At 72.4% G+C, this 20,655-nt stretch carries 14 protein-coding genes; 11 read left to right on the forward strand and 3 right to left on the reverse strand.

The features are described from left to right. Window positions 1-109 precede the first annotated feature (109 nt). Window positions 110-2,758, reverse strand: a complete 2,649-nt coding sequence (locus ACWDBB_RS02525; protein ID WP_449787875.1) for a transglycosylase domain-containing protein — start codon at window positions 2,756-2,758, stop codon at window positions 110-112. 350 nt (window positions 2,759-3,108) lie between these two features. Between ACWDBB_RS02525 and ACWDBB_RS02530 the strand changes: the two genes are divergently transcribed. From ACWDBB_RS02530 to ACWDBB_RS02545, 4 genes are all read left to right on the forward strand, one after another. Further along, complete coding sequence (locus tag ACWDBB_RS02530; protein ID WP_449787876.1) at window positions 3,109-3,795, forward strand: PadR family transcriptional regulator; 687 nt, start codon at window positions 3,109-3,111, stop codon at window positions 3,793-3,795. Window positions 3,796-3,921: 126 nt separating this feature from the next. Then, a complete protein-coding gene (locus tag ACWDBB_RS02535; RefSeq protein ID WP_449787877.1) occupies window positions 3,922-5,004 on the forward strand; it encodes an inositol-3-phosphate synthase in 1,083 nt (360 codons plus the stop codon). A 161-nt stretch (window positions 5,005-5,165) separates the two neighbouring features. Further along, on the forward strand, window positions 5,166-6,488 hold the full coding sequence (locus ACWDBB_RS02540) for an MFS transporter (RefSeq protein ID WP_449787878.1): 1,323 nt from the start codon (window positions 5,166-5,168) through the stop codon (window positions 6,486-6,488). Between the two features lie 108 nt (window positions 6,489-6,596). After that, on the forward strand, window positions 6,597-7,286 hold the full coding sequence (locus ACWDBB_RS02545) for an LppU/SCO3897 family protein (protein ID WP_449787879.1): 690 nt from the start codon (window positions 6,597-6,599) through the stop codon (window positions 7,284-7,286). A 75-nt stretch (window positions 7,287-7,361) separates the two neighbouring features. Here the strand turns inward: ACWDBB_RS02545 and ACWDBB_RS02550 are convergent, their stop codons facing one another. Then, window positions 7,362-8,786 (reverse strand): CCA tRNA nucleotidyltransferase, encoded by a 1,425-nt coding sequence (locus ACWDBB_RS02550; protein ID WP_449788096.1) that lies wholly within the window; start codon window positions 8,784-8,786, stop codon window positions 7,362-7,364. 389 nt (window positions 8,787-9,175) lie between these two features. Between ACWDBB_RS02550 and ACWDBB_RS02555 the strand changes: the two genes are divergently transcribed. From ACWDBB_RS02555 to trxA, 7 genes are all read left to right on the forward strand, one after another. Beyond that, window positions 9,176-11,722, forward strand: a complete 2,547-nt coding sequence (locus ACWDBB_RS02555; RefSeq protein WP_449787880.1) for a DUF6049 family protein — start codon at window positions 9,176-9,178, stop codon at window positions 11,720-11,722. A gap of 57 nt (window positions 11,723-11,779) precedes the next feature. Then, the gene (gene murJ / locus ACWDBB_RS02560; protein ID WP_449787881.1) at window positions 11,780-14,254 is read left to right on the forward strand and encodes a murein biosynthesis integral membrane protein MurJ; all 2,475 of its coding nucleotides are present in this window, start codon (window positions 11,780-11,782) and stop codon (window positions 14,252-14,254) included. A 303-nt stretch (window positions 14,255-14,557) separates the two neighbouring features. Beyond that, on the forward strand, window positions 14,558-16,519 hold the full coding sequence (locus ACWDBB_RS02565; RefSeq protein WP_449787882.1) for a protein kinase family protein: 1,962 nt from the start codon (window positions 14,558-14,560) through the stop codon (window positions 16,517-16,519). Between the two features lie 42 nt (window positions 16,520-16,561). Continuing rightward, on the forward strand, window positions 16,562-17,272 hold the full coding sequence (gene sigM / locus ACWDBB_RS02570) for an RNA polymerase sigma factor SigM (RefSeq protein ID WP_449787883.1): 711 nt from the start codon (window positions 16,562-16,564) through the stop codon (window positions 17,270-17,272). Beyond that, window positions 17,269-18,264, forward strand: a complete 996-nt coding sequence (locus tag ACWDBB_RS02575; protein WP_449787884.1) for a hypothetical protein — start codon at window positions 17,269-17,271, stop codon at window positions 18,262-18,264. The genes sigM and ACWDBB_RS02575 overlap by 4 nt, the downstream gene beginning before the upstream one ends. A gap of 173 nt (window positions 18,265-18,437) precedes the next feature. Further along, on the forward strand, window positions 18,438-19,403 hold the full coding sequence (trxB, locus tag ACWDBB_RS02580; protein ID WP_449787885.1) for a thioredoxin-disulfide reductase: 966 nt from the start codon (window positions 18,438-18,440) through the stop codon (window positions 19,401-19,403). A 130-nt stretch (window positions 19,404-19,533) separates the two neighbouring features. After that, a complete protein-coding gene (trxA, locus tag ACWDBB_RS02585) occupies window positions 19,534-19,860 on the forward strand; it encodes a thioredoxin (RefSeq protein ID WP_392868671.1) in 327 nt (108 codons plus the stop codon). A gap of 89 nt (window positions 19,861-19,949) precedes the next feature. Here trxA and ACWDBB_RS02590 read toward each other — a convergent pair whose 3' ends face one another. After that, on the reverse strand, window positions 19,950-20,567 hold the full coding sequence (locus ACWDBB_RS02590) for a GNAT family N-acetyltransferase (protein WP_449787886.1): 618 nt from the start codon (window positions 20,565-20,567) through the stop codon (window positions 19,950-19,952). Window positions 20,568-20,655 lie beyond the last annotated feature (88 nt).

Genomic DNA, 20,655 nt, shown 5'->3' on the forward strand with positions numbered 1-20,655 from the left:
CGGAAAGGCGGCGGAGGACGGCGAAGAGGCGACGGCCCCGACGGTAAACGGCGGTGGCGGCCCTCCGGGGAGGACCGCCACCGCCGTTCCGGGTTCCACCCGGCCCGGGCTACTGCCCGGCCGGGCCGCCCTGGAGGCCACCGGTGTTGCTCGGCGTCGGCTTGCCGCCGCCTCCGCCGTTGTGGCCGCCGCCGTTGCCACCGCCCGGCGTGGTGCTGTCCGTCGGCGCCGGCGGCGTCGGACAGCCCACCACCGGCAGGCAGGTGTTGCTCGGGTGCGGGTCCTTGGTCGGCTTGGTGCTCGGCTGGTCACCGGGGCAGTCCACGCCGGGCACGCAGGTCTGGGTGGGCTGCGGCTGTACCGGCGGCTGCGCCGGCGCCTGGGTCTGCGCCGGGGCCGACGGGGTGTCGGTCGCGCTCGGGCTGGTCGTCGGGCTGTTCGTGGACGGCGCGCCGGAGGAGTCCACCTCGGTGCCGACCGGCTGCGGGGTCGGGAAGTCCATCTTCTTCTCGTTGGCCAGCGCGGCCCTCATGTACCGGGTGAAGACGTCGGTCGGGATGTCACCACCGTGGATGGACTCCTTGCCGCCGGTGCCGTTCAGCGACTGCCGCTCGTGCTTGGCCGGGTCCTCGCGCCACATGGCGACGCTGGTCACCAGCTGCGGGGTGTAGCCGACCCACCAGGCCGACTTGTTCTGGTCGGTGGTACCGGTCTTGCCGGCCACCGGGCGGCCCAGGTCCTTCGTCTTCTTACCGGTGCCGTTGGCGGCCACGTTCACCAGCACGTCGGTGACGTTGTCGGCGACGGCCGGCTCCAGCGCGACCTTGGGGTCCTTCTTGCCGAAGCCCGGGCGCTCCACGCCGCTCACCTCGACCTTGGTGACCGAGTACGGCTCGGACTCCTTGCCGCTGGCCGCCAGGGTGCCGTAGGCGGTGGCCATCCGGATCGGGCTGATGGTGGAGGTGCCGAGCGGGAAGGTCGCCGTCTTCGGGTCGGCGAGGCTCTCCTTCTTGATGCCCATCTGCACCGCGATGTCGGCCACGTTCTGGCCGCCGACGTCCTGGTTGAGCTGGACGAAGGGCACGTTGTACGAGAACTGCATGGCCTGGCGCAGCGAGACGTAGCCGCGCTTGCCGGAGTCCTCGTTCTTCTGCCGGTACGGCTTGCCGTCGTCGCCGATCACCAGCGAGCCGTCCGGCTTGCGGATCTCGGACATGTCGTCGGCCAGGTAGCGGCTGTCGGCGTTGATCCGCTTCGGCTTGCCCTTGTCGTCCTTCGCGGTGAGCACGCCGGTCTGCATCGCGGTGGCCAGCACGAAGGGCTTGAAGGTCGAGCCGACCTGGACGCCGGTGGCGTCGGCGTTGTTGTCGAAGTGGCCGTTCTCCACGCCGTCGCCGCCGTAGAGGGCGACGATCGCACCGTCGCCGGGGCGGATGCTGGCGGAGCCGAACTGGATGTTGGTGTCGTTGTCCGGCCGCTTCTGCGGGTTGAGGTTCTCCGCCTTGACGTCGTCGACGGCCTTCTTCAGGGCGTCGACCTTGTCCTTCTCGAAGGTGGTGTAGATCTTCAGGCCGCCCCGGTCGATCATCTGCTGGGTGATCGTCTTGTCGGTGGCCATCACGTACTTGTTGGCGGTGTCGACCAGGTAGCTGATCTCACCGTTCATGTTGGAGCTGGGCTTCTGCGGGATCGGGTCCGGGAACACGTTGCACTTGGCGCGCTCGTCCGGGGTGATGGCCTTGGTGTCCACCATCTGGTCCAGGATCCAGTTCCACCGGCCCTGGGCCCGTTCCTTGTTGGCCGGGTTGGTGGGGTCGTAGTACGTCGCGCCCTTGAGCAGGCCGGCCAGCATGGCGCTCTGGCAGACGTTGAGGTCCTTGGCGTTGACCCCGTAGTACGCCTCGGCGGCCGCCTGGGCACCGTTCGCACCGCGGCCGAACCAGCTGGTGTTCAGGTAGCCCTTGAGGATCTCGTTCTTGTCCTTGTCCTGGTTGATCTTCAGCGTGATGAAGAACTCCCGCACCTTGCGGGTGAGGGTCTGTTCCTGGCTCAGGTAGGCGTTCTTCACGTACTGCTGGGTGATCGTCGAGGCGCCCTGGGTCTCGCCGCCCTTCGCCATGTTGTACACGGCGCGGAGCATGCCCTTGGGGTCGATGCCGCTGTCGGTCCGGAAGCTCTTGTTCTCCGCGGCGATGACGGCGTTCTGGAGGTTGGGGCTGATGTCGTTGAGCTCGACGATCTGACGGTTGGTCTGGCCCTTGCGGGTCATCTCCGTGTTGTCGGCCCAGTAGTAGATGGTGTTCTGGTTGTTCACCAGGGCGTTCAGCTCGGGGACCTGGGTGGTCTGGTACAGGTAGAACACCAGGCCCACGAAGCAGCCGAAGACCAGCAGGAAGCCGCTCAGCCACTGCTTCCAGGACGGCAGCCAGCGCCGGACGCCGGTCTTGCCGAACCGCGGGTAGTCGATGAAGCGCTTCTTGCCGGGGCCGGCGGCCGCGGCCGCGGAGGCGGAGGCGGAGGCCGCGGCGGGACCGCGCTTGCCGCCCCCCTTGCCCTTCTTCTGGGCAGCCTTGCGCAACTCCGCACGGGTCATCCGGGGCTGCTGTGCGGTCTCCCTGACCCCCGAGGGGCGTCGCCGGCCGACACCGTCCGAGCGCAGCTCGTCGGGCCCCTGGCCACCGCCCCGACGGCCGCCGCCTCCCGGGGGCTGCTGCCCGTCACCGCCCGGGTCGGGCGTCCTTCGCCGTCGCTCGCTCATCTTCCAGCTACTCCTCGCCAGGCGTTTCCAGCCTGAAGGCAGGGTTCACGTCCGATGCCCGCAAACCGCCCTGATCCCGGAGGTGGTCCTCGTGCACACGCGACAGCGTACGCAGCACTGAAATACAACTAATCGGACATCAGTTGCCAATGGGCACAAAACAACGACAGATCATTACACGCCCGTTGCCAACCCCACCCGCGCGTCGGCTTGTGATCACATTCACGCGTGCCCCTCTTGCCCCCGTCCGGAGGCGGGTTTACTGTTCTCGATATATCGAGCCGATACATCGAAGCGGAATACCGCCGAATGCGACGGCCGGACGGACGTCGAGCGGGAGGAGGACGGCAATGGGCAGGCGCTCAGGAGTGCTGGAGTTCGCCGTGCTCGGACTGCTCCATGACGCCCCGATGCACGGCTACGAGCTGCGCAAGCGGCTGAACATCCTGCTCGGGACGTTCCGCGCGCTCTCCTACGGGACGCTCTACCCCTGCCTGAAGAACCTGGTCGCCCAGGGATTCCTGGTCGAGGACAACCCGGACGTCGAGTACGTCCCGGCCACCGCGCTCAACGGCAAGCGGTCCAAGATCGTCTACCGGCTCTCCGCCGAGGGCAAGCAGCGCTTCGAGGAGCTGCTCGCCGACTCCGGCCCGGACGCCTGGGAGGACGAGCACTTCGGCGTGCACTTCGCCTTCTTCGGCCAGACCGACCGGGCCGTGCGGATGCGCGTCCTGGAGGGTCGCCGCAGCCGGCTGGAGGAGCGGCTGGAGCGGATGCGCAGCTCGCTGGCCCGCGCCCGCGAGCGGTTCGACGACTACACCGTCGAACTCCAGCGGCACGGACTCGAGTCGGTGGAGCGCGAGGTCCGCTGGCTCAACGAGCTGATCGAGACCGAGCGGTCCAACCGCACCGCCCGGACCGGCCCCGATGCCGCCGGCCCCCACAAGACTTCGGACGGCCGTGGCCAGGAGGGCGGGTCCCAGGACCCGTCCGGTCCACCGTACGACCGCCCGGGGCGCTCCGCCCAGGAGCGCTGACACCGCGCCAGCCCTGTGCCGCGCGGCAGGATCGGGCGCCTCGCGCCCGCACATGCAGTCATCGAAGAAGCAGGACGAGTTCCGCCGACCCCGGCGGTCCTCATGAGATCACAGGGAGCAACCGGAATGGGTTCGGTTCGCGTAGCCATCGTGGGCGTGGGCAACTGCGCCGCGTCGCTGGTGCAGGGTGTCGAGTACTACAAGGACGCCGACCCGGCCGGCAAGGTCCCCGGGCTGATGCACGTCCAGTTCGGTGACTACCACGTCGGTGACGTGGAGTTCGTCGCCGCCTTCGACGTCGACGCCAAGAAGGTCGGCTTCGACCTGGCCGACGCCATCGGCAACAGCGAGAACAACACCATCAAGATCTGCGACGTGCCGCCGACCGGCGTGACCGTCCAGCGCGGCCACACCCTCGACGGCCTGGGCAAGTACTACCTGGAGACCATCGAGGAGTCGGACGAGGCGCCGGTCGACGTCGTCCAGGTCCTCAAGGACCGCCAGGTCGACGTCCTGGTCTGCTACCTGCCCGTCGGTTCCGAGGACGCGGCCAAGTTCTACGCCCAGTGCGCCATCGACGCCAAGGTCGCCTTCGTGAACGCCCTGCCGGTGTTCATCGCGGGCACCAAGGAGTGGGCGGACAAGTTCACCGAGGCCGGCGTGCCGATCGTCGGTGACGACATCAAGTCCCAGGTCGGCGCGACCATCACGCACCGCGTGATGGCCAAGCTGTTCGAGGACCGCGGTGTCATCCTCGAGCGCACCATGCAGCTGAACGTCGGCGGCAACATGGACTTCAAGAACATGCTCGAGCGCGAGCGCCTGGAGTCCAAGAAGATCTCCAAGACCCAGGCCGTCACCTCGCAGATCCGCGACCGCGAGCTGGGCGCCAAGAACGTCCACATCGGCCCCTCGGACTACGTGGCCTGGCTGGACGACCGCAAGTGGGCCTACGTCCGCCTCGAGGGCAAGGCCTTCGGCGACGTCCCGCTGAACCTGGAGTACAAGCTGGAGGTCTGGGACTCCCCGAACTCCGCCGGTGTCATCATCGACGCCGTCCGCGCCGCGAAGATCGCCAAGGACCGCGGCATCGGCGGCCCGATCCTCTCGGCCTCCTCGTACTTCATGAAGTCCCCGCCGGTTCAGTACTTCGACGACGAGGCCAAGGAGAACGTCGAGAAGTTCATCCGCGGCGAGGTCGAGCGCTGAGCGCTCGAGCACTGAGGGGCGGTCCGAAGTCCGAGGTTTGAGATCTGAGCTGCCCCGTAGCTCGCAGGAAGGGCCCACGGTCTGGGGACCGTGGGCCCTTCACGTTCTCGCAGCCAATGTTTCACGTGAAACGGCGACCGGTTCCGTGGCACCCTGGGCAGGTGGCGATCACCGAGAACGGCAGCACCCACCGGTCCGCGCACCGGGCCACGCTCCTCGACCTGTTGAAGGGCCGCGACTTCCGGCGGCTGCTGACCGCCCGGGTGCTCTCCCAGCTCTCGGACGGCGTCTTCCAGGTCTCGCTCGCCGCGTACGTGGTCTTCTCCCCCGAGAAGCAGTCGTCCCCCGCCGACATCGCCTCGGTGCTGGCCGTGATGCTGCTGCCGTTCTCGGTGATCGGCCCGTTCGCCGGCGTGCTGCTGGACCGCTGGCGCCGCCGCCAGGTGCTCTACTTCGGCAACCTGGCCCGCTTCGGGCTGGGCCTGGGCACCGGCGCGCTGCTGCTGGCCGAGGCGCCGACCTGGCTGTTCTTCGCCTCGGCCCTGCTGGTCACCGCGCTCAACCGGTTCATCCTGGCCGGCTTGTCCGCCGCCCTGCCCCGGGTGGTGGAGCAGGACCAGCTGGTCACCGCCAACGCCCTCTCCCCCACCCTCGGGACGGTCGCGGCCGCCTCGGGCGGAGGCATCGGCTTCCTGCTGCACCAGCTGATGGCCCCCGGGCCGAAGGCCGACGCCGCACTGGTCTCGGTGGCCGCGCTGCTCTACCTGTCGGCCGCGCTGGCCGCCCGGCGGATGGACCGCGACCTGCTCGGCCCGGACCGGCACGAGGACCGCCCCGGGCTCGGCCAGGCACTGGTCCGGGCAGCCGTCGAACTCGGCGCCGCGGTGCGCCACCTGGTCCGGGACTGCCGGCCCGCCGTGCACGCGCTGGCCGCCGTCACCGCGGCCCGGTTCTGCTACGGCGTGCTGATCGTGGTCGTGGTGATGCTCGCCCGCTACACCTTCAACGACCCGACCGACAGCGCGGCCGGGCTGGTCACCCTCGGCCAGGCGGTCGGTCTGTCCGCCGCCGGGTTCTTCGTCGCCGCTCTGGTCAGCCCCTGGTGCACCCGCCGGCTGGGCCTGGCCGGGTGGATGACGGCCTGTCTGGTCGCCCCGGTGCTCTTCGTCCCGGCGCTGGGCCTGAGCTTCACGCTGGTGCCCTGTCTGATCGCCGCCCTGCTGCTCGGGGTGGTCACCCAGGGCACCAAGATCTGCGCCGACACGGTGGTGCAGGAGTCGGTCGAGGACGAGTACCGCGGCCGGGTCTTCGCCATCTACGACGTGCTGTTCAACGTCGCCTTCGTGGCCGCCGCCCTGGTCACGGCGCTGGTGCTGCCGCTGTCCGGCCGCTCGGTCGGGGTGGTGATCGGGGTCGCCGGGGTATACGCACTGACGGCGGTGCTCTACCTGCGCTCCGCCCGCCGGCGCCCGCTCCCCCACTGACCAGGCCCTCCCGGGAGCCCTCGGGGGTTCGCGGCCGAAGGTGCCCACCGACTCGCTAAGGTATCGGACCTGTCGGATCGACAGAACTCTGTCTCGGGGGACGAACTGATGAGCACACCACCCAATCCGTACGGACCGGCCCCGGTGGGGCCGCCCGCGGCACCTCCGTACGGGGCACCCGTTCCCCCGCCGGCCGGGCCGTACGGACCGCCGCCGGCCTACGGGCAGCCCACGCCGCCGGCCCCGCCCGGCTACGGCCCGCCACCGGCCTACGGCCCGCCACCGGCCTACGGACAGCCGCCGCACGGCCAACAGCCCTACGGGCAGCAGCCGTACGGACAGCCGGGCCCCAATCCGTACGGGCAGCAGCCGGGCCCCAACCCGTACGGCCCCCCGCAGCCCGCCCCCGCTATGCCGCCCACGGCGCCCGCACCGGCCGCCAAGCGCGGCATCCGCTCCAAGCTGCGGGTCGTCGGGCTGGTCGGCGGCTGCGTCGCACTGGCGGTGGGCTACTTCGTGGCCGGGCCGAGCGTCAGCAGCGCCAAGCCCGGCGACTGCGTGCGGGCGAGCGGCTCGCGCGACGTCGAGATCGTCAAGTGCACTGACAGCAAAGCGAATTACCGTGTCCTGGCGAAGTTCGAAGGCACCACGGACGTGACCCGCTGCAAGCAGACGCCACAGACCACGAGCGCGGTCTCGGGCAAGAGCGGCCGCCGCTGGAACAAGAAGCGGTACGTGCTCTGCCTCGGCCCGCTGACGCCCGCCACCACCGGTGTCCCGCCGGTGAAGAAGTCCTGAGCGACTCAACCGCACGGCAGAGGGGTGGCCCCGGCCGAGCGCCGGGGCCACCCCTCTGCCGTGTCGGGCTCTGGCTCAGCCCTGCTGCTCGGCCCACCAGGCCCGCAGCGCCGAGACCGCCTCCTCGTGCTCCATCGGGCCGTGCTCCAGCCGGAGTTCGAGCATGTGCTTGTACGCCTTGCCGACCTGCGGGCCGGGCGTCAGGCCGAGCAGCTCCATGATCTGGTTGCCGTCCAGCGCCGGGCGGATGGCGTCCAGTTCCTCCTGCGCCTTCAGCTCGTCGATCCGGGCCTCCAGACCGTCGTAGGTACGGGAGAGCGCGGCGGCCTTCTTCTTGTTGCGGGTGGTGCAGTCGGAGCGGGTCAGCTTGTGCAGGCGCTCCAGCAGCGGCCCGGCGTCGGTGACGTAGCGGCGCACCGCGGAGTCGGTCCACTCGCCGCCGCCGTAGCCGTGGAAGCGCAGGTGCAGCTCGACCAGGCGCGAGACGTCCTCGGTCAGCTCCTTGGAGTACTTGAGCTCGCGCATCCGCTTGCGGGTCATCTTGGCGCCGACCACCTCGTGGTGGTGGAAGGAGACCCGGCCGTCCAGCTCGAAGCGGCGGGTGCGCGGCTTGCCGATGTCGTGCAGCAGCGCGGCCAGCCGCAGGGTGAGGTCCGGGCCGTCCTGCTCCAGGTCGATGGCCTGCTCCAGGACGGTCAGCGAGTGCTCGTAGACGTCCTTGTGCCGGTGGTGCTCGTCGCGCTCCAGCCGCAGCGCGGGCAGTTCGGGCAGCACGTACCCGGCCAGGCCGGTGTCGACCAGCAGCCGCAGGCCCTTCACCGGGTGCTTGGCCAGCAGCAGCTTGTTCAGCTCGGCCTGGATCCGCTCGGCGGAGACGATGGTGAGCCGCTCGGCCATCGCGGTCATCGCGGCGACCACCTCGGGCGCCGGGTCGAAGTCCAGCTGGGCCGCGAAGCGGGCGGCCCGCATCATCCGCAGCGGGTCGTCGGAGAAGGACTCCTCGGGGGTGGCGGGGGTGCGCAGCACCCGGGCCTCGAGGTCCTCCAGGCCGTGGTGCGGGTCGACGAAGCCGCGGCCGGGCAGGTCGACGGCCATCGCGTTGACCGTGAAGTCCCGACGGACCAGGTCCTCCTCGATGGTGTCGCCGTAGCTGACCTCGGGCTTGCGCGAGGTGCGGTCGTACGCCTCGGAGCGGTAGGTGGTGATCTCGATCAGGAAGGAACCCTCGGGGGTGTCCTTGCGGGCGCCGACCGTGCCGAAGGCGATGCCGACGTCCCAGACCGCGTCCGCCCAGCCCTTGACCAGCTTGAGCACCTGCTGCGGGCGGGCGTCGGTGGTGAAGTCCAGGTCGTTGCCCAGCCGGCCGAGCAGCGCGTCCCGGACGGACCCGCCGACCAGCGCCAGCCGGTGACCGGCCGCCTGGAACCGGCGGGCGATCTCGTCGGCGACCGGCGACACCCGCAGCAGCTCTTGGAGGCCGAGGGTCTGGGCCTCGCTCAGGCCTGGTACGACCTGGACGGCGGTGCTGGAACGGTCGGTGCGCGCGGTGGGCTCATTGGCAGTGGACACGGCTCACAAGGGTACGTGGCCGGACAGGTCAACCGCCCGCGCGTTCTGGGCGTCTCACCCCACAGCCCGCAACACTGCACCACGGGCTGCATCGTTACCATGCCGGTGGACGAGTCTCGGGCACCGGACAGGGGATGCGGTGTCGCGCGCCGCGACCACCGCGGAACCTACCCGCGGCAACGGTGCGGCTACGGCGTCGGGCGAAGGGTTCCAGGCGTCGGGCGAAGAGTTCCAAGAGGGTCAGGCGAAGACCGTCGGGCGGACCGCGCCGGACGGACAGCATCAGCAGCGAACGATCGAGAACGGCGAGGGCGAAGCGAGTGAGTGAGCCGGCACGGCACTCGGGCCTGGGGGCGCACCGACAGCCTGGACGGGCCGAACGCCCCGCCGAGGGGCGTCATCCGGCCCGGCGGGCACGCCGTGCGGGCCTGCGCCTGGCCGCGGCCTGCGCGGCCGTCCTGACCCTCTTCACGGCCTCCCCGGCCGGTGCGCTGCCGGCCGGCGGCAACGTCCGGCCGGCCGGCGACTCCACCGCCACGGCCGAGTACCCCGTGGTGGTGACCATCGACACGCTGAACCCGCAGGTGGCCGTCCCGAACGGCACCGTGACGATCACCGGGCACGTCGCCAACGCCGGCAAGTCGGCGGTCAAGGGCGCCCACGCGGCCGTCCGCAAGCCGAACACCGGCAGGCCGCTGGACCGGCGCAGCGACCTGGCCAACGTGGCCGCCCGCTCCACGCCGGACAACAGGGACGGCGTCGAGCTGGACAGCCCGCAGTACGCCCTGCCGGAGCTGGGCCCGGGGCAGAGCCAGCCGTACACCCTGAGCGTCGCGGTGGGCGACCTCGGGCTCTCCGCGAGCGGTGCGTACGAGCTCGCGGTGGACGCCTGGGGCGGCACGGCCGACAACCCGCGCGACCGCGCCCTGGGCATCGCCCGGACGTTCCTGCCGTACAACGCGGGCGCCGAGGCGCAGCCGACGAAGGTCACCACGATCTGGCCGCTGGTGCACGCACCGGTGGTGGCCGCCCAGACCAGCACCGACGGCAACGACCAGACGATCGCGGTGCTGCGCGACGACAGCCTGTCCGCCGAGTTCGCCCCGGGCGGCCGGCTGTACGAGCTGGTCGACACCGGTGCCAAGCTGAACGGCCTGACCTGGGTGATCGACCCGGACCTGCTGGACGCCGCGCTCGCGATGACCAGGCCCTACCGGGTGCAGAAGCCGGGCACCGAGGCGTCGGGCAAGTCGGCCAAGGACGACAACACCGTCCAGGTGCAGCCCTCGGCCGCCGCCGTCGCCTGGCTGGACAAGCTGCGGGCCGCCGTGGCCAAGCCGGGCAGCCAGGTGGTCTCACTGCCGTACGCCGACCCGGACCTCGCCTCGATCGCCCACAACGGCTCCGACCTGACCGGGATGACCACCGCGCTGAGCAAGGCGGCCACGGCCGGCCGGCTGACCGTCGAGGGCCGGCTCTCGGTGGACACCCGCTCGGACGTCGCCTGGCCGTACCAGGGCTACCTCGACCAGCAGATCGCCGCCCTCGCCCAGCAGGCGGGCAGCGGGACGGTGCTGGTCAACGGCGGGAGCATGCCGGAGGCGGACTCGCTCAACTACACCCCGAGCGCGGCCCGTCCGATCGGCAACGGGCAGACCGCCGTGGTCGCCGACGAGACCGTCTCCGCACTCTTCGACCGGGACCTGAGCAGCCCGCAGGCGCAGACCGAGTCCACCCAGCGCTTCCTCGCCGAGACCTTCGCGATCACCCACGAGCAGCCGCAGAACCAGCGCGGGCTGCTGGTCATGCCCCCGCGCGAGCTGAGCGCCACCGGCGCCAAGGCGCTGGCGAGCGCCCTCCAGACGGCGGACGGCAAGTGGATCTCCTCGGTCAAGCTGGACGCGGTGGCCCAGTCCGCGGCCGACCCGAAGGCCAACACCGCCGTCCCTGCGCCCACCGACTACCCGACCCAGGCCCGTGCCTCCGAGCTGCCGGCCGACGACCTGAGCAGCACCGACGGGATCCAACACGACCTGGACACCCTGATGCGGGTGCTCACCCTGCCGCAGCGGGTGCGCGGCCCGTTCAGCGCCGCGATGGTCCGCTCGCTGTCCACCGAGTGGCGCAGCCAGCCGGCGGCCGGGAGCACCTACCGCACCGGCGTCCAGAAGTACCTGAAGGAACTGACCGGTGCCGTCCAGGTGCCGAAGAAGAACGTGGTCACCCTGTCCGGCGACACCGGTCTGCTCCAGGTCAGCGTCCGCAACGACCTGACCCAGACGGTCACCAACCTGAAGCTGGTGCTCACCTCGGCCCAGCCGAACAGGCTGCGGGTGAGCAAGGAGGAGGAGCTGGTCCTCCCGGCCTCGCAGAGCGTGACGCTCCGCTTCAACGCCGAGGCGCACAACAACGGGTCGGTCGCGATGACCGCCCAGCTGTGGACCACCGGCCCCGACTCCCGGCCGTACGGCGAGCCGCAGCAGTTCCGGGTGGAGGTCACCTCGGTCACCAACGGGGTGCTGTACATCTTCGCGGGTGCCGGCGTCCTGCTGCTGCTGGCCGCCCTGCGCTTCATGCGCCAGCGCAAGCGGCGCGGCGGGCAGCCGCACGAGGACGGCGACCAGCCGGTCGGGGACGGCCCGGCGACGGACGGCGGCGACGCGGAGCAGGACACGCCGCGGGACGCGGAGCAGGACGCGGCGGAGGCCTCCTCGAAGGACCGGCCGGCGGATCCCGCCGGGCCCCCGGCACCGGACGGGACCGACGGCCCGGACGGCGCCCCCGGTGACGGTCCCGCGCAGACACCGCGTGGCAGCAGCCCGGATGGCCGGGATCGGGCCGCCAGTGATGAGAAGGTTGGTCCTTGATACCGCCGATCCCCCGCACCGCCGGGCCGGCCTCCCCCACGACAGCGAAGAGGTGACATGACCGGGCGCAGCGAGGAGCGGCCGTCGGGCCGCGGTGAGAGCCGGCCGGGCGCCGAGTCGCCGTCCGGCGACTGGTACGTGGCCGACACCTACGCCCAGGACCCGTACGCGGCGGACGCGTACGGGCACCCGCAGGACGGCCAGGACCCGTACGGTCTGCGGGCCGGTCGGCCCGCCGCGCCCCAGCCGCCGGCCGCCGCGTACGACGTGCCGCCGCAGCTGCCGCCGCAGGGCGGCGGCTACCCGACGCCGGTGCCGCCGACCCCGTACCAGGCCGCGGAGCAGTTCTCGGCCCCGGTGCCGCCGGTGCAGCCCGGCTGGGACACCCCGGCCCAGGCCGCCTGGCCGCAGGAGTCCGCCCCCGCGCAGGCCCCCGGCGGGCACTGGGGCGGCGCCGAGCAGCCCCGGCCGCAGTGGGAGCCGGGCCCGGCGCACTCCGCCTGGGACACCGAGACCACCGAGTACGTCGGGGTGGACGCGCTGTTCGGCGGCCGCCCGGCACAGGCCGCGGCCCAGCCGCCGGTCCCCCAGCCCGCTCCGGCACCCCAGCCGGTCCAGCCGACCGCCCCCGCGGCCGGCCCCGCGCCGTACCCCCCGGCGACCGGCTACCAGGGGCAGCCGCCGCACGGCGGCGCCCCGGGCGGACAGCACCACTTCGTGCCGCCGATCGAGTTCGACCCGCCGCTCTCCGAGGAGGAGGCCACCATGCAGGTGGCCGCCGTAGCGGTGCCCCCGGCGGTCGAGCCGCTCGCGGACGTCGTCGCCGAGGAGCGGGCCGCCCACCAGGCGCCCGCGCCCGCCGCCGAGCCCGCCAGGGCGGCCGGCGGCGGCAAGGTCTCCAGCCTGCTGAACTCCAGCGCGATCATGGCGGCCGGAACGCTGGTCTCGCGCGGCACCGGCTTCGTCCGGACCATGGTGATCACCGCGGCCATCGGCGTCGGCGTGATGGGTGACTCGTACAACGCCGCGAACACCCTGCCGACCCTGCTGTACATCCTGATCGGCGGCGGCGCGCTGAACGCGGTCTTCGTGCCGCAGCTGGTGCGCAGCATGAAGAACGACGAGGACGGCGGCACGGCGTACGCCAGCCGACTGCTCACCCTGGTGATGGTCGGGCTCGGCGGCGTGGTCTTCCTGGCCGTGCTCGGGGCACCCGTGCTGGTGCAGATGATCGCCCACTCCACGATGGCGACCCCGGAGAGCGCCGAGACCACGGTGGCGATGGCCCGCTACTGCCTGCCGACCATCTTCTTCATGGGCATCCACGTGGTGATGGGGCAGATCCTCAACGCCCGTGGCCGCTTCGGCGCGATGATGTGGACCCCGGTCCTGAACAACATCGTGGTGATCTTCACCTTCTCCGCCTACATCTGGGTCTACGGCGGGTTCGGCACCACCCACGTCACCCCGGAGGGCATCTCCCCCGAGGGCGTGCGGCTGCTCGGCCTCGGCACCCTGATCGGTCTGGCCGTCCAGTCGCTGGCGATGATCCCGTACCTGCGGGCCGCCGAGTTCCGCTTCCGGCCGCGCTTCGACTGGCGCGGCCACGGCCTGGGCAAGGCCGCCCGGCTGGCCAAGTGGACGTTCTTCTTCGTGCTCGCCAACCAGGCCGGCTACCTGGTGATCACCCAGCTGTCCACCAAGGCGGGCGCCGCCGCTGCGGCGGCCGGCCACAACGGTGTCGGTCTGGCGGCGTTCTCCAACGCGCTGCTGATCTGGCAGCTCCCGCAGGCCGTGATCACCGTGTCGATCATGAGCGCGGTGCTCCCCCGGCTCTCCCGGGCGGCGGCCGACGAGGACGCCGGAGCCGTGCGCGACGACATCTCCTACGGTCTGCGCACCACCGCGGTGGCGGTCGTCCCTGCGGCCTTCCTGTTCCTGTCCCTCGGGCCGGTGATCGGCCGGGCGATCTACGCGGTCGGCGGCAACGACACCGTCCTGAACGACGCCACCAACGTCGGCCTGATGCTCTCCGCGTTCGCGCTGGGCCTGATCCCGTACTCCGCCCAGTACGTGATGCTGCGCGGCTTCTACGCCTACGAGGACACCCGCACCCCGTTCTCCAACACCGTCTGGGTGGCGGCCTGCCAGGCCGGCTTCGCGCTGCTGTGCTGGCTGGTGCTGCCCGCCGAGTGGACGGTGACCGGCCTCGCCTTCGGCTACGGCCTGGCCTACGCCATCGGAGTGGCGGTCGCGATGCCGAAGCTGAAGAAGCGGATCGGCGGGCTGGACACCAAGCGGATCGGCCGGACGTACAGCCGGCTGGCCGCCGCCGGCGTCCCGGCCGCTCTGGTCGGCCTCGGTGCCAGCCTGGGCGTCCAGCAGGTGCTCGGCGGCTGGGCGGGCAGCGTGGCGGCCCTGGTCGTGGCCGGCGGCCTCCAGCTGGCGGTCTTCGTGCTCATCGCGAAGCGCCTGCGGATCGAGGAACTGAACTCCATGCTGGGCATGGTCCGCGGCCGACTGGGCCGCTGACCGTCCGACCACCGGCCGGACGAGCGGGCGCCCTGACCGGGCGTCAACGGGAGCGGCACGCTCCTCCGCTCGTCCGGCCGAGTGCTGCGTCACCCGTCGGTCGGGGTCCGTCCGGCCGCCGGATGGCGACCCGGTGTCGGATCTGCACCACATCTCTCCACCCGCATGCAACCGCGCGGACGTCCCAGCGGTCGTACCCGGTGGAGAAGAGTGGGCACAATTGTCCTGGAGCACAGGGCCGCCGACCCTCGGGCTCCAGCGACTCTCTCAGGCCGGGGCGACACAAGGGGAGGCAGGACCACGGTGGCTGATGGCACCAAGGCCGTCGTCGACACGTCAGCAGCTGACGCGGCGACGGACGAGGCCGCGCTGGCCGCGGCGATCGACGAGCTCGCGGGCTCGGAGGACGCCGGCGAGGGCGCCTCCGCGGACGCCCGCCGCAAGGGCGCCACCACCGCTGCCGCCGCCGCGCGCACCGAGCCGGACGAGGCCGTGGACGACACGCCGGAGGCCGGACCGGAGGCCGCCTCCGGCGAGGAGACCTCGGAGATCACCGCCCCGCTCTCGGTCCAGGAGCTGCGCGCCGAACTGGCCGCCGGCTCCCCCCGGAAGAAGCCCGCCCCCGAACCCGCCCGACCCGCGCGCCGCCCCACCGACCCGCAGCCCACGGTCGACCCGCGCGACACCGCCACCCTCCCGCGCACCCTCCCCGCCCCGCAGCGCCGCAGCGGCGACATGATCGGCCACCGGTACCGGCTGGAGGAGTGCATCTCCCAGACCGAGACCTTCAGCAGCTGGCGCGCCGTCGACGAGAAGCTGCGCCGGGCCGTCGGCGTCCACCTGATGGCCTCCGGCCACCAGCGGGCCCGCAAGGTGCTCGCCGCGGCCAAGTCCGCCGCGCTGCTCGGCGACCCGCGCTTCGTCCAGGTGCTGGACGCCGTCCACGAGGGCGAGCTGGTCTACGTCGTGCGGGAGTGGCTGCCGCACTCCTCCGACCTGGCCAAGCTGCTCGCGAACGGACCGATGGAGCCGCACGAGGCGTACCAGATGGTCCGCCAGGTCGCCGACGCCGTCGCGGCCGCCCACCGGCGCGGGCAGGCCCACCTGCGGCTCACCCCGCGCTGCGTGCTGCGCACCGACAGCGGCCAGTACCGGATCAACGGCATCGCGGTGGACGCCGCGCTGCGCGGGCTGCCCGAGGAGGGGGCCGAGGACGCCCAGCGGGCCGACACCCGTGCGATCGGCGCGCTGCTGTTCGCCGCGCTCACCCACCGCTGGCCGTACCCGGAGGACCGCTACGACCTCCAGGGCCTGCCCAAGGGCCTCCAGAACGCCGCGCCCGACCAGGTCCGCGCCGGGGTCCACAAGGGCCTGTCCGAGCTCGCCGCGCGGGCGCTGTTCGACCAGCCGCCGCACCACGCCCGGCCGATCAGCACACCGGAGGAGCTGGTCCGGGCGATCGCCCAGATGCCCCGGATCCGCCAGCCCGAGCCGGAGCTGCCCGCCTTCCCCACCCCGCCCCGGCACAACACCCACGCGCTGCCCACCGCCCCCAACCCGACCCGGGTCGCCGACACCACCGTCGCCCCGCTGCCGGCCTCGTCCCGCCCCGTCTCCTCCCGGCGCGCCCGGCGGCGTCTGCGCCGGGTGATCAAGGCCACCGCCTGGACGGTCGCGCTGGGCGCGATCGGCGTCGCCTCCTGGCAGTTCGTCGACACCCTTCGGCACACCGGGGGGCCCACCGCGTCCCCGGCCCCGTCGGTCAGCAGCACCGCGCCGAGCCCGCAGGCCAGCACCCACAACCCGGTGCAGCTCACCGTCAAGGGCGCGCAGTCGTACACCCAGCCGGGTGACGGGACCGAGGGCAGCGACAACCCGGCGAAGGCCGTGGACGGCGACCCGAACACCGTCTGGAACACCCAGTGGTACAACGACCAGTTCGGCCTCAAGGCCCCCGCCCTCAAGTCGGGCACCGGCCTGTTGATCGACCTCGGCTCGCCGCAGGCGGTCTCCTCGGTGAGCGTCCAGTTCGGCGGCGAGCACACCGCGGAACTGCGGGTGCCCACGGCGGCGGCCGCCGCCAACCCGATGTCGGCCAGGCTCGACGGCTTCACGGTCGTCGGCAAGAAGAACGGGGCCAACGCCGAATACACCCTCGACACCCCGGTCACCACGCGCTACCTCTTGCTCTGGCTGACCGCTCTGCCGAAGGATGGCGCCGGGAAATTCACCGGCCAGGTCGCCGAGGTCAAGGTCTTCGGCTGACCGCGGTTCGGTGGATCCGGCACGAGGGCAGGGGGTCGAGGCGTGACGGTGGCGGACGACGACGCGGCACTGCTCGCCCGGCACGTCGCCGGCGACCCGGCGGCCTTCGGCCTGCTGGTGGACCGCCACCGCGACCGGCTCTGGGCGGTCGCACTGCGCACCCTGGGTGACCGCGAGGAGGCCGCCGACGCCCTCCAGGACGCCCTGGTCTCCGCCTTCCGCGCCGCCGCCGGCTTCCAGGGCCGCTCGGCGATCACCACCTGGCTGCACCGGATCGTGGTCAACGCCTGCCTGGACCGCGCCCGACGCAGCGCCACCCGCCGCACCACCCCGCTCGACGAGGACCCGCAGCGGCTGGACACCCTGGTCGGCGCCGCCGAGCCGGCCGACTCCCCGGTGGTCCGGGCCGAGCTGCACCGCGAGCTGACCGCAGCACTCGCCGAGCTGCCCGCGGCGCAGCGGGCCGCGCTGGTGCTGGTCGACATGCAGGGCTACCCGGTGGCCGAGGCCGCCGAGCTGCTGGGCGTCCCGGTGGGCACAGTGAAGAGCCGCTGCGCGCGCGGCCGGGCCCGGCTCCTCCCCCTCGTCCGGCACCTGCGCGAGCCGGATGTTTCACGTGAAACAGCGCCCGCGCCCGGCTCGGCCCCGCCGCGCCGGGGCACCACGGGGAACCCGAAGCGCCCCGGAGCCGTCACAGGGACGGGCCCGGGCGCCGGCCGGACGGTCCTGGAAGGAGACGCGAGCACCCGATGAACGCCCACCCCTCCTTCCCCGACGCCGCCGACGGCCACCCCCCGGTCGAGCAGCTGGCCGACCACGCCGAGGGGCTGATCGACTCCCCGGACACCGCCGCGGCGCTGCGGCGACACCTGGACGACTGCGCCGAGTGCCGGGAGACCGTCGACGCGCTCGCCGAGGTCCAGGCCCTGCTGGGCGACGTCGAGACCCCGCCGATGCCGGCCGACGTCGCCGCCCGGCTGGACGCGGCGCTGGCCGGGGCCGCCGCGGAAGGGGCCGCCGGGAGCGGACCCGACGCCGGCCAGCGGCCGCAGGAGGCCTCCGCGGCGGGCCGCCGGACCGAGGCCCCGGCCGGGCCCCCGCACGCCGCCACGGCGCCCGTCACGCCCTCCTCCGCCGCCTCCCGGCCCGCGGAGGGGCCCGGGGACCGCCCCTCCGGACGGCCCGGACCGGCCACCGGCCCCGGTCGTGCCCGCCCCCGTCGGCGGCGCTTCTCCCTGCTGCTCGGCACGGCCGCCGCCCTGGCCGCCCTCGGGCTCGGCGGGGCACTGCTGCTGCACCCCGACGACCGGTCCGACCCGGTGACGGCCACCGCGGGAGGCGCCCCGAGCACCACCGCCGACGGCCACGGCATCCCGCACCTGTCGGGCGCCGGCACCGACTACCGCGAGGACGAACTCGCCACCCAGGTCCAGCAGTTGCTCGCCCGTTCGGAGAACCCCCCGGGGCTGCGTGCCACCGGACCCGCCAAGTCCGAGACCGCCCTGCCCGCCGACGGCGCCCGCCCGCAGCCCGACTCGCCCCCGCCAACCGGCTCCCCCACCGGTTCGGGCTGCCCGGCCCCCGCCGACGGCACCCCGCTGGCCACCGACCGCGGCAGCCACCACGGTGCTCCGGTCGACGTCCTGGTCTACCCGCTGCCCGGCCGACCCGGCTTCGTCGACGTCTACCTGCGCTCCCCCGACTGCGGTCCGGTCGTCCTCCACCAGACCGTTCCCAGCCGCTGACCGGCGGTTCCCATGCGATCCACGCCGATGGCGCCACGCCGCTTCCGGACCCCGGGCGCCTGGTACTGATCCGCCTGGGAATGCGAGACACTGGTCAGTCGTTGTCCCGGGCGGCGGAGCAGGACCGCCCTCCCCGCAGCAAACGCGGGTCGCGATGCGAACCAGGAGAAGCAGTGAGCGACGTCCGTAACGTGATCATCATCGGTTCCGGCCCGGCCGGGTACACGGCTGCGCTCTACACGGCCCGTGCCTCCCTCAAGCCGCTGGTCTTCGAGGGGGCCGTCACCGCCGGTGGTGCGCTCATGAACACCACCGAGGTCGAGAACTTCCCGGGCTTCCGGGACGGCATCATGGGCCCCGAGCTGATGGACAACATGCGGGCCCAGGCCGAGCGCTTCGGCGCCGAGCTGATCCCCGACGACATCGTCGCGGTCGACCTCACCGGTGACATCAAGACCGTCACCGACTCCGAGGGGAACGTCCACAGGGCGCGCGCCGTGATCGTCACCACCGGCTCCCAGCACCGCAAGCTCGGCCTGCCGAACGAGGACAAGCTCTCCGGCCGCGGCGTCTCCTGGTGCGCCACCTGCGACGGCTTCTTCTTCCGCGACCAGGACATCGCAGTGGTCGGCGGCGGCGACACCGCCCTGGAGGAGGCGACCTTCCTCTCCCGCTTCGCCAAGAGCGTCACGATCATCCACCGCCGGGACACCCTGCGCGCCTCCAAGGCGATGCAGGAGCGCGCCTTCGCCGACCCGAAGATCCGCTTCGAGTGGGACAGCGCGGTCGAGGCCATCCACGGCGACCCGAAGCTGAGCGGCGTCACCCTGCGCGACACCACCACCGGCGAGACCCGCGAGCTGGCCGTCACCGGTCTGTTCATCGCGATCGGCCACGACCCGCGCACCGAGCTCTTCAAGGGCCAGCTGGACCTGGACGCCGAGGGCTACCTCAAGGTCGAGGCCCCCTCCACCCGGACCAACATCCCGGGCGTGTTCGGCGCCGGCGACGTCGTGGACCACACCTACCGCCAGGCCATCACGGCCGCCGGCACCGGCTGCTCCTCCGCCCTGGACGCCGAGCGCTACCTGGCCGCGCTGGACGACCTGGAGTCCAAGGCCGCCGCCGTCGCGGTCTGAACCCTCCCCGATCCACCCCCGCGGGGGTGTTCCACGTGAAACACCCCCGCCCCGGCCGGGCAGAAACAGAACGGGCCCATCCGTTGTTCTCCCGGCAGCAGTCCCCTCCGTCCTAACCCGAGGAGTTCCCGTGGCCGGCGCCACCACCACCGTCACCGATGCGACGTTCGAGAACGACGTCCTGAAGAGCGAGAAGCCCGTACTGGTCGACTTCTGGGCCACCTGGTGCGGCCCGTGCCGCCAGGTCGCCCCGGTCCTGGACGACATCGCGGCCGAGCACGGCGACAAGCTGACCATCGCCAAGCTCGACGTGGACGCCAACCAGGCGACCGCCGCCAAGTACGGCGTCATCTCGATCCCGACCCTGATCGTCTACAAGGACGGCGAGCCGGTGAAGTCCATCACCGGTGCCCGTCCGAAGGCCGCGCTGCTGCGCGAGCTGGCCGAGTTCATCTAGGCCTTCCGGTCGTCGACCGCACGGCGGCGGGGCTCCCCTCGGTGGGGAGCCCCGCCGCCGTCGTTCTGCCGGGACCCGCCGGACGGGTTTCAGAACGGCCGCAGTGCCGGCTCCTTGCGCCCGCCGCCGAGCAGCCGCTCCAGCGCCCCCTCCACGTCCCCCCGCCAGGAGAGCGTCGTCCGCGCCTCCAGCCGCAGCCGCGGGTAGCGCGGGTGCGGGCGGACGGTCTTGAAGCCGACCGCGAGCAGGTGGTCGGCCGGCAGCACGCAGCTGGTCGGCACCCGCCCGGACGAGCCGAAGGCCTCGATCGCCCGCACCCCGCGCCCGATCAGGTCCTTGGCCACGGTCTGCACCAGCACCCGGCCGAGCCCCTGGCGCTGGTAGCCCGGCAGCACCCGGCTGACCATCAGCTGAACGGCGTCCGGCGAGACCGGACTGGTCGGGAAGGACTGTGAGCGGGGGACGTAGGCGGGTGGCGCGTACAGCACGAACCCGGCCGGCTGGTCGTCCACGTAGACGATCCGGCCGCAGGAGCCCCACTCCAGCAGCACCGTGGAGATCCACCCCTCCTTCTCCAGCTCCGGCTTGCCCGCCTCCACCGCCTCCCTCGCGCTGACCGGGTCCAGCTCCCAGAACACGCAGGAGCGGCAGCCGGTCGGCAGGTCCCCGAGGTTGTCCAGCGTCAGCGGAGCGATCCGCCGTCCCATGGCCCCACCTCCTCCTCCCTCTCACGGTCGAGCATTCCCCCACGAACGCCGATGGGTGCATGTTTCACGTGAAACAGCGCTCACGTGG

The sequence above is a fragment of the Kitasatospora sp. NPDC001095 genome (genome assembly GCF_053598615.1).